Origin of the sequence: Paludibaculum fermentans (assembly GCF_051172195.1) — a bacterium.
GTDB lineage: Bacteria > Acidobacteriota > Terriglobia > Bryobacterales > Bryobacteraceae > Paludibaculum > Paludibaculum fermentans_A.
In genome coordinates this window covers 1-8,894 of record NZ_JBPJAQ010000008.1, presented here as the reverse complement: position 1 = coordinate 8,894, position 8,894 = coordinate 1, and the positions used below count along the sequence as shown (strand labels likewise).

6 protein-coding genes are annotated in these 8,894 nt (G+C 63.8%); 1 reads left to right on the top strand and 5 read right to left on the bottom strand.

The features are described from left to right. Positions 1 to 535: WD40/YVTN/BNR-like repeat-containing protein (locus ACR9Y2_RS40170; RefSeq protein WP_435047566.1), on the top strand; the 535-nt coding region annotated here is incomplete at its 5' end. Positions 536 to 556: 21 nt separating this feature from the next. On the opposite strand, the gene ACR9Y2_RS40165 is transcribed toward ACR9Y2_RS40170, so the two are convergent. From ACR9Y2_RS40165 to ACR9Y2_RS40145, 5 genes are all read right to left on the bottom strand, one after another. Further along, a complete protein-coding gene (locus tag ACR9Y2_RS40165) occupies positions 557 to 3,247 on the bottom strand; it encodes an ADOP family duplicated permease (RefSeq protein WP_435047565.1) in 2,691 nt (896 codons plus the stop codon). A gap of 12 nt (positions 3,248 to 3,259) precedes the next feature. Then, positions 3,260 to 3,595: a PadR family transcriptional regulator gene (locus ACR9Y2_RS40160; protein WP_435047564.1), complete on the bottom strand. Its 336-nt coding sequence runs from the start codon at positions 3,593 to 3,595 to the stop codon at positions 3,260 to 3,262. Between the two features lie 95 nt (positions 3,596 to 3,690). Then, the gene (locus ACR9Y2_RS40155; protein WP_435047563.1) at positions 3,691 to 6,477 is read right to left on the bottom strand and encodes a hypothetical protein; all 2,787 of its coding nucleotides are present in this window, start codon (positions 6,475 to 6,477) and stop codon (positions 3,691 to 3,693) included. Positions 6,478 to 6,486: 9 nt separating this feature from the next. Then, positions 6,487 to 7,053 carry a hypothetical protein gene (locus tag ACR9Y2_RS40150; protein ID WP_435047562.1) on the bottom strand — a complete coding sequence of 189 codons (567 nt, stop codon included), beginning with the start codon at positions 7,051 to 7,053 and terminating at the stop codon, positions 6,487 to 6,489. 198 nt (positions 7,054 to 7,251) lie between these two features. Beyond that, a complete protein-coding gene (locus ACR9Y2_RS40145) occupies positions 7,252 to 7,950 on the bottom strand; it encodes a hypothetical protein (RefSeq protein ID WP_435047561.1) in 699 nt (232 codons plus the stop codon). Between the last annotated feature and the right edge of the window lie 944 nt (positions 7,951 to 8,894).

Sequence of the window (8,894 nt, the reverse complement as noted above, 5' to 3'; positions counted from 1 at the left end):
CCAGACACCCTTTGCCTTTCCTGGTGAAGGCGCCTTCCCCGCCAGCAACTCCTGCATCTTCGTCCGCGGCAGTCGCGACGCCTGGTACGTCACCGGAGGCCCAGGAGCCGCTCGCGTCGTCCGCTCCCGCGACGCCGGCCGCACCTGGAAAGCCACCGCCACCCCCATCCGCAACGATGGCCCCGGAGCCGGCATCTTCTCTGTCGCCTTCCGCGACGGCGACCACGGCGTCATTGTGGGCGGCGACTACTCCAAGGACAAGGAAGGCCGCCAGACAGCGGCTTACTCCTCCGATGGCGGTAAATCCTGGAAGTCCCCCGCCAAGCCGCCCGCCGGCTTCCGCTCCGCCGTGAAATACCTGCCCAAACCCGGCCTCTGGATCGCCACCGGTACCTCCGGCTCCGACGTCTCCCGCGACGACGGCCGCAACTGGACCCACTTCGACGACGCGCCCTACAACGCCATCAGCTTTACCAGAAATGGCGTCACCGGCTGGGCCGTAGGCCCCAAAGGCCGCATCGCCAGATATCGCTAACGTCCTCGGCCCAACGGCTCGCTACTCGTACCGCAGCGCCCGCGTCGGTGCGATCCTCGTCGCCGATCGCGCCGGTACATACGCCGCCAGCGTTGTCACCAGCAGCATCACCGGAGCCACCACCAGGTACGCCAGCACATCCACCCCGCCCGCGTTGAACAACATCGAGTTCAGCATCCGCTCCACCGCGAACCCCAGCACCAGCCCAATCCCCGTGCCGATGCCCACCAGCACCAGGCCCTTCCCCATCATCAGCCGCAGCACGTCCATCTGATTCGCGCCAATCGCCATCCGGATCCCGATCTCCCGCGTCCGCCGGCTCACGTTGTACGCCACCATCCCATACAGGCCCGCCATCGCCAGCAGCAGCCCCACCGCCCCAAACGTGCCCACCAGGTTGATCGCCACCTGCGGCCCGTCCACCGACGCATAGCGGTACAGATCCTCATACGTCCGCGTCTCAATCATCGGCATATTCGGATCCAGCCCCCGCACCACGTCCTTCACCGGCTGCACCAGTTGCATCGGATCCCCCGTCGTCTTCACCATCAGCACCATCCGTCCGGCCGCACGCTGCGCCATCGGTAGATACACGAAATCCCGCGGCTTCTCGAACGTCTCGCCATACTTCACCGTCTGCGCGATCCCCACAATCCGCACCCTCGCACCCGTCCGCCCCTCCAGCCGGAAATGCTGGCCCAGCGCATCCTGGTTCGGCCAGTAGTGCTTGGCGAAATGCTCGTTCACCACCGCCACTCGCGGCGCCTCCGCGCTGTCCGACTCCACAAGCCCGCGCCCTCGCGCAATCCCAATCCCCATCGTCTGGAAATACCCCGCATCCACCGTATCCATCGACGTCGTGAAACTCTCCCGATCGCGCGGCATCTCAAACCCGTCCGGTACAAACGCCAGCTTGTCGAAATTGTCCAGTCCCAGCGGCGGATTCTGCGTCAACCCCGTACTCCGCACCCCCGCCGTACCCCGCAGCCTCTCCGACAACAGCCGGTAAAACTGCTGCGTCTGCGCCTCCGAATACTGGATCAGCCGCGGATCGAACTTCACCATCAACAAGTGATCTTTCGAGAATCCAATACCTTCCACTAACCCGCTCCGGAACCCCCGCACCATCAGGAACGAGGCGGCCAGCAGCATCAGCGACGTCGCCACCTGCGCCACCACCAGCGCATTCCGGCCCCAGAGCCGCTTCCGTCCCGGCACATCCACATCCGCTGTCTTCAGCCCCGCCGACAAGTCCATCCGCGTACTCTGCAACGCCGGCGCCAGGCCGCAGAACAGCGCGCACAACCCCGCCATCGCCAGGCTCGCCAGCAGCACCCGCGTGTCCATGCGGAACGGCACCGTCACCGGCAGGTCCGCCGGAATCTCAAACCTCTTCAGCAGTTCAATCCCGATGTACCCCACGCCAATGCCGCCCAATCCGCCCAGGAACGAGATCACCAGGCTCTCCGTCAACAGCAGGCGGATCAGCCGGAAACGCCCCGCGCCCATCGCCAGCCGCACCGCGATCTCCCTCGTCCGCGTACGCGCACGGCTCAACAACAGCCCCGCCGCATTCGTGCACGCCACCAGCAGCACACCCAGGGCCAGCACCGTGAAGATCACGCTGAACTTCCAGTTCACGTCATCCTCGCGCGTCCGCAACTCGAACTGCGTTCGCACTGCCGCCCCTCTGTCTCGGTTGAACTTCGGATACTCGCGTTCAAACCCCTTCGCCAGCAGGTCCATCTCCTGCTGCGCCTGCTGCTGCGGCACCCCATGCTTCAGCCGCGCCCGCACCGTCAACGCCCGGTCGTCGCGGTCCAGGAAGAAACTCTTCCGCGGGTCCGTCGGGAACAACTTCGCCATCGCCAGCGGTACATAGAAGTCCGGCCGGCTGAAGATCAACATGCCCGGGAACGACTCCGGAGCCACCCCGATCACCGTGAACTCCGCCCCATTCAACCGCACCGTCCGCCCCACCACCGCCGGATCGCTGGCAAACTCCCGCTTCCAGAACCCCGGAGCCAGCACCACCACCGCATCCCGTCCCGGCACCGTGTCCTCTTCATCCCGGAACCCGCGCCCCAGTTGCGGCTCCACCCCCAGCACCCGGAAGTAGTTGCCCGACACCAGCATCCCGCCGCGCACCACCGGCGTCGTGTCCGCCTGCGCGCTGAATCCCACCGCACTCAGCGGCAGGCTCGCCGTCACGCCCTCATAGCTCTCCGCATGGGTCCGGATGTCCAGATACTCGCCATGCGAGAACGCGTCAAACCGGTTGTCCCGCGACGTGCTCATCAGCGTCAGAATCTCGCTCGGGTTCGCCACCGGATACGGCCGGAAGATCAGCGCGTCCAACATGCTGAACGGCGTCGCCGTCATCCCGATCCCCAACGCGAGCGTCATCACGACAAACGCCGTCAGGCCGGGCGTGCGCCGCAGGCTCCGCATCGCATACCGCACGTCATCCACGAAATCCGTCAGCCACCGGACGTGCCGTACATCGCGTATCTCTTCCTTGCGCTGCTCCAGCCCGTCCATCGCCCGCAGCGCCCGGTACCGCGCTTCCTTCGGCGTGAGCCCCTGCGCGATGCCCTCTTCGATCTTGTGCTCCAGGTGGAACTGCAGCTCTTCCTCCAGTTCCCGTTCGGCCCTCCGCCGCAGCAGAATCGACTTCAGCCGCAACGGCAGCGTGTACCACCAGTGCTCCATTCGCATAGGTCTCTAAGCCTCCGAGATCTGCACAACGTTGGTGATGGCCGTCGACAGCCGTTGCCAGTTCGCCGTCTCCGTCTCCAGCTGTTTCCGCCCCAGTCCCGTGACCGAGTAAAACTTCGCCCGCCGGTTGTTCTCCGTCTGCTTCCACTCCGCCTGGATCCAGCCCTCCTGCTCCAGTTTGTGCAATGCGGGATACAACGACCCCTCACTCACCTGCAGCACGTCACCGGAAATGGATCGCAGCCGCAGGCTGATCGCCCACCCATGCAGTGGCTCCAGCGCCAGAATCTTCAGCAGCAGCAGGTCCAGGGTCCCCTGCACCAGGTCGTTTGGCTTACTCATCTCGGTTTCCTAGATGAGTGTACGAAGACTTCTCTCGGTAAGCAAGAGGAAAGTTGCGAAGGCATCCTCACACAGGCCGCGCAGCCCCGTCTTTGCTACTTCTCCTGATACGCGCCGTCTGAGTACGATGCGACGATCGCCCGGTTCGGAGTCCGGCACGTTGCCGGAAAATCATGGAAATACATACACTCCGGCACGCCTTCCGTGAATTTCACACTCACCGATCCCTGGCTGCGTCCGTTGAAACCGTCATAGGTGTAGTTCGCAACGACCTTGGCCGGCCTGCCCTGCGGGTCCCTCGATGCGACCGAGACACCCCCGACACTTCCGCGAAGGTACCGGTTCATCGCCCAGGTCTTCGAGTGCTCAGACACCAGGTCCTCGATGAGTTTGATGTAGTTCTGATCCCGGAACGGGATCCCAGGCAGCGGCGCAATCGCTGACAGCCGTGGACCCGTTTCCCCCAACCGGATCGGCTGCTGGTTCATCGCGAATAACCGCAGGTTCTCTTCAAATCGTTTCAGCCCCGCGCTGGCGCAGCCATTCTGCTGGACCACATCTTCCATGTCCGCCTGAATCGCCTGGGCATTGCCGGCCATCGCCATCACCCCTGCAATCGGATCCCTCTGCGTCAACACCCTGCCCACATGCCGCATCGCATCTCCGGCGGCCAGCCGGTCCAGTTGGGTTTTAACGGAGTACATCTCAGGATCCGCGTAGACGCCGATGCCTTCGGTCACCCAGTTCGTGCAGTACCGGCTGATCTCCACTCCATAGCCGTTCCTCGTCACCATCTCTGCCGTGCACCGTTGCCGCGTCATCTCCACCTTGTTGGCGGGCAGATACGCCCCGCACTGGCGCCCAAACGACAGCAGATATTGGCCGTACATATCCACAAAGCCCAATTCGTCACGGTCGAACCCGATCTTCAGGAAATCGCCGCGATAGAGGCTCGCCAGCGTCCCTTCATTGTGGAGCCCTTTCGCCAGGAAACTCCCTTCCGCCAGCCCGGCACCCGGTTTGCCCCGAGTCCCTGCCAGCGATCCACCTGGAGCCCCGCCGGTCGCCTGGGGCCGCGGAGCGCTGGGCTCAGCCTGCTGCCGCGCCAGCGCCGCCGCCTGCGCCTCCTGCTGCTGCCGCCGCATCTCCGCCTCCACCTTCAGCCGGAGCTGGTCCTCCTTCGCGCGCAACGGCGTTTCATACTGCGTGAACTGCGCGGACGCCCGGTCCTCCCGGGCAGGGAAGAGTGTTTCCATCTCCCTCCGTTTCACGGTAATGGCCGCGCCATCCACCGGAATCGCACCAACTTCCTGCATCCATGCCGGCAGCGCTCCGGCGAGGATCCTCACCCGCGCCTGGTTGAACTCATGCCCCGCCGCCTCGACGGAAGCCACTCCGCGCAGGTCCCGGAACGTTGCATCGAACGTCGCCTTCCACGCCGTCATCTGCAGGACCCCCGGCAGAGTCGCCGGCACGGACTGCAGCTTCGCGATCTCCGCCTGCAACGGCTCTGCGATCAGCGATTCCATCAGCCGTCTGTACCGCTCCTCAAATGTGGTGCGCGACGCCGCATCCATCGTGCTGAGCACTGGAACGATCCCTGCATGGCTGCTCTGCAGCACCTTGGCCGAAGCCGCGCCCTTCTGCGCCGAGCTCGCGTCGCGGATCCACTCCTCCGCGATCACTGGAGCCATCTCCGCCTGCCGCCGCCCCAGATAGTCGGCCACCTGCGATCTCTCGCCGCCGCTCAACAGCGCCATCTGCGTGGCCGCTGATTGCTGCTGCTCCCGGATCCGGTCAAAAGAACTCCGCGACGTCCCGGCCGCTGCGGCCGAACTCATCGCCTGCGTTGCCCAACTTGTCTGCTCTCTCACCTGTTGTACATACCGCGTGATGTTCGTGGGTTCCAACGGGCCCGGCTGTCCCAGAAACGCCTGGTTCAGTAACTGGCGGTACTGCTCAAACTGCTGGCTGTACTGCATCAGCTTTCGATTGGGATCGCGGTTGAACGGGGTCGGACGCGACGGGTTCATCCCCATGCAGCGCGACATCACTTTCTCATACTGCTCCAGCCGCCAACGGTTCTCGGTCCTGTCGTAGGTACTGTTGAATACCGCCATCATCGGCTCGTCCCGGAACAGGCCCATCTGCTCGGCCGGTGGTCGATAGCGATAGTTCACCGCCGGCGCTGCGCCGGTCTTGCTGCTCTCCAGCCAGTTCAACAGTACCTCGCACTTGTCCTCGATATTGCCTGCGGACGACAGGCTGCGCAAATCACTCCGCCGGCTCAAGGAAGGTACTGCCGATGCGCTTGCCATTCCCGTCTCCGGCGCGGACACCGGGGCCGGCGGTGGTGCCGCCGCGCGCCCGCCGGAAGCGGACACTCTTCTCCTGGGAGCCTCTTCAGCCCCCGCGTTCTGGGCGGCGGCCGGAGGTTCGGGCGTCGCTGGCGCGGCCGCCGTCGGGGGAGGGGTAGCCGCGGATGGACTACCTGCCATTGAAGGCGAAGCCGGAATCACTGCGGATGGACTCCTTGCTGCCGGAGGCGCGTGAGCTGTTTCTGTGCCTGGCGCCGCCAGCCGCATCAGCCGCCGCGTCCGTCCGCTCACCAGAATCACCTCGCGCACGTTCGGGCACGCCTTCGCCATCACCGCGGGCAGGCCCTTCTCCAGGTTTGCCAGAATCGGCGCATTCTGCGGCTCCAGAATCGACCCCGGCCCCTTCACCTGCAACAGCGGCATGCTGCCGCATTGCCCGCCAGGCGGACCTTCCACCGCCCACGCCCCCTCTCTCCAGAGCTCCGCGCCCGGGGCGCCTGTCAGGGGCATCCACCCGGCAGCCAGGGCGGCCACCAGCACGCCCGCAAACACTGCACTGTCCATGACGCCTCCTTACTGGATGACAAACGTCAGCAGCGTCTCCGGCGGAACTTTGATCTCCGGTCCCGACGTCATGGCCGCCGACGCCGCTCCCGCTCCGGCCCCAATCCCACCGCCGATTGCAGCGCCCTTGCCGCCGCCCAGCACGGCGCCCAAACCTGCGCCCGCCGCCGCCCCGATCCCCGTCCTCAGCCCCGTCGACTTCCCTTTCCCTTTTCCCTTAACCTCAGTCGGTTCGGAATTCACCGCAATAAGATTGCTCCCCACGCGGATCTCCGACACCACCAGCTTCAACTCATTGCTCCCCTTCAGCTTGCCTGCGCTCTTCATCTCGACGATCTTCATCACGCAGTCGGCGCCTTTCGAGACAATCTCCTTGCCCTCGGCCACCACCGGCGAGTCCATCGTGCAGCGGTAGCTCTGCCCCACCTCACTCTGTTTGGACTGAATCGAATCCAGGGTCCTGACCGTCACCTGCGTACCTTTGGGAATCGTGGGCGTCTCACCGGATTGCGCGAACACGATTGCACTGAAACCAAGCATCCAGCAGTGGCGAAAACTCCTGATGGTAATGAACATCCCTGCCTCCTATTCGGTTCCTGATATTGAATCACGAATCCATATCAATCCATACACTTAAAGCGTCAACATCCACGAATGCCCATCGTTCCTCCGTACCTCTGGTACGCGCCCTGGTTTGGCGCCAGTGAGCGCAAAGCGGCAGAACCGCGAAGCTCCGCCAGTTGCCGCCGTCGCAAACGAATGATTCAGGAAGTCTCAGCGGTGTTCTGCCTTCACCGCAGCCGCATCTGAACGGCTCTCCATTTTGCACGGAGCTCCCGGATCGATCTCCAGTTGCGCGCCTCCACGAAACAGGTCGATCTGCCTGGTGCAGACCAATTGATCTTTCTTGAATAACAGGAAGAGATACGTCCCGGGCTCCAGATGGTAAAACACCGCCTGGCCCTGGGCAGGATCGAGTTCCACCTCTTCGGTCCGCTCGAGAAAGACGCCCACTGCCTTGATCCAGAACCCAGCCCGGCTACTCGCTCCTGAGTTCTTCGAAAGGCGAGCTGTCAGACTGATCCGTCCCCCCGGCCGTGTATCGTCGCCGCCCCAGGAGTATCCCGCCAGGCTCAGGGTCATTTCTCCTTTTTGGATGAACGAACGAAACGAGCCGCCGGCGCCATCCGGACGCGCGCATCTCACATCGACGATGTATTCGCCATATGGGATGTCATGCGCAACCATGCCGTCGAATCTGCCCGCGTAATCCGGCTGATCGGTGAGTTCCAAATTGCCCAGCTGAGCCCGGGTGGCGTCGGTATCGACAACGAAGTGCAGCACCCGGCAATCGGAGCCCCGCCTGCCGAAAGAATCCCTGACCACGATCCTCACCGTCGCCGTCTCCGCGGACGCAACAGGTACTTGCGCCTGCAGAGTGGTCGACGCGAGCGCAATCAGAACTAGCTTCATCCACGACGGCCCCATGGAACCATTCTCGCCGGATTCCACTACCCCATCTAGACGGATCATTCGCCGCCGAGGCAGTCAATCATGCCTCAACCGGTAATCTCTGCGGACCGGGACGAAACGAACCAAGGCCGCAACGGCGCAGTCCCCACCGCGCTGCGAACCGCGACTGGGAAGGAGCGGGCCACGGCCCTCCGGACCGCCAAAGCAAAGGAAGCCGCAACGAACCCCGACCGTCAGGGAGGGGTCCCCACCGCGCTGCGAACCGCGCACGGCAGTAAGCAGGCACCCGGCCCAGTCGCGTCTTCAACGGAGCGGGCCACGGCCCTGCTCACGTCTCCAATGGGGCCTGCATCGCCGTCAGTGCCGCCAAAGCAATGGGAGTGCCCCGATTCAGTCCAACGCCTGTTTGACCTCCGGCCTCAAATCACCCGCCATGCATCTGTCCTCATTAGGGGGCACATTCTTACAGGAGACTTCTCAAATGGGGGCAGCGTGGGAGGAGGCCGGGGCCCCTCCCTTCCTATCGGAAAAACCGCCGCAGGCTCGGTCCCCAAATGCCGCTGATCATATAGATTGTGAGCGCAAGGAAAACCCCGCCCAGGATCATGATATGAACCCGGTTCTCCACAAGGCTCATGTCCAACTCATCAAGCCTCCCCCTGACAATCAACCTCGATCGCTTCCAGAGGGCCTGGTCAAATACCATGCAATATCCGTTAAATAGCATATAAACCAGGAAGGCGGTAGCCGCCGTCAGTAGAGCGTATGGTTTCATGACCGCGGGCTGCAACCGCAGAATCCGGCTGAAGGTGCTGGACACTCGAATTATATCGGAGAGCGCCTGTGCGGTCGGCTTGAGGTGCCTCTCAATCAATACCTGCTCACCTCGTCCTCAGCCCTGGCCCTCGATGGAGCGGCCCGCACGGGCTCTTGGCCGGAACGAT

Bases quoted from the DNA above. Each gene is read 5' to 3' on its own strand.
- ACR9Y2_RS40160 (WP_435047564.1), bottom strand. From the start codon at position 3,595: ATGAGTAAGCCAAACGACCTGGTGCAGGGGACCCTGGACCTGCTGCTG.
- ACR9Y2_RS40155 (WP_435047563.1), bottom strand. From the start codon at position 6,477: ATGGACAGTGCAGTGTTTGCGGGCGTGCTGGTGGCCGCCCTGGCTGCC.
- ACR9Y2_RS40145 (WP_435047561.1), bottom strand. From the start codon at position 7,950: ATGAAGCTAGTTCTGATTGCGCTCGCGTCGACCACTCTGCAGGCGCAA.
- ACR9Y2_RS40150 (WP_435047562.1), bottom strand. From the start codon at position 7,053: ATGTTCATTACCATCAGGAGTTTTCGCCACTGCTGGATGCTTGGTTTC.
- ACR9Y2_RS40165 (WP_435047565.1), bottom strand. From the start codon at position 3,247: ATGGAGCACTGGTGGTACACGCTGCCGTTGCGGCTGAAGTCGATTCTG.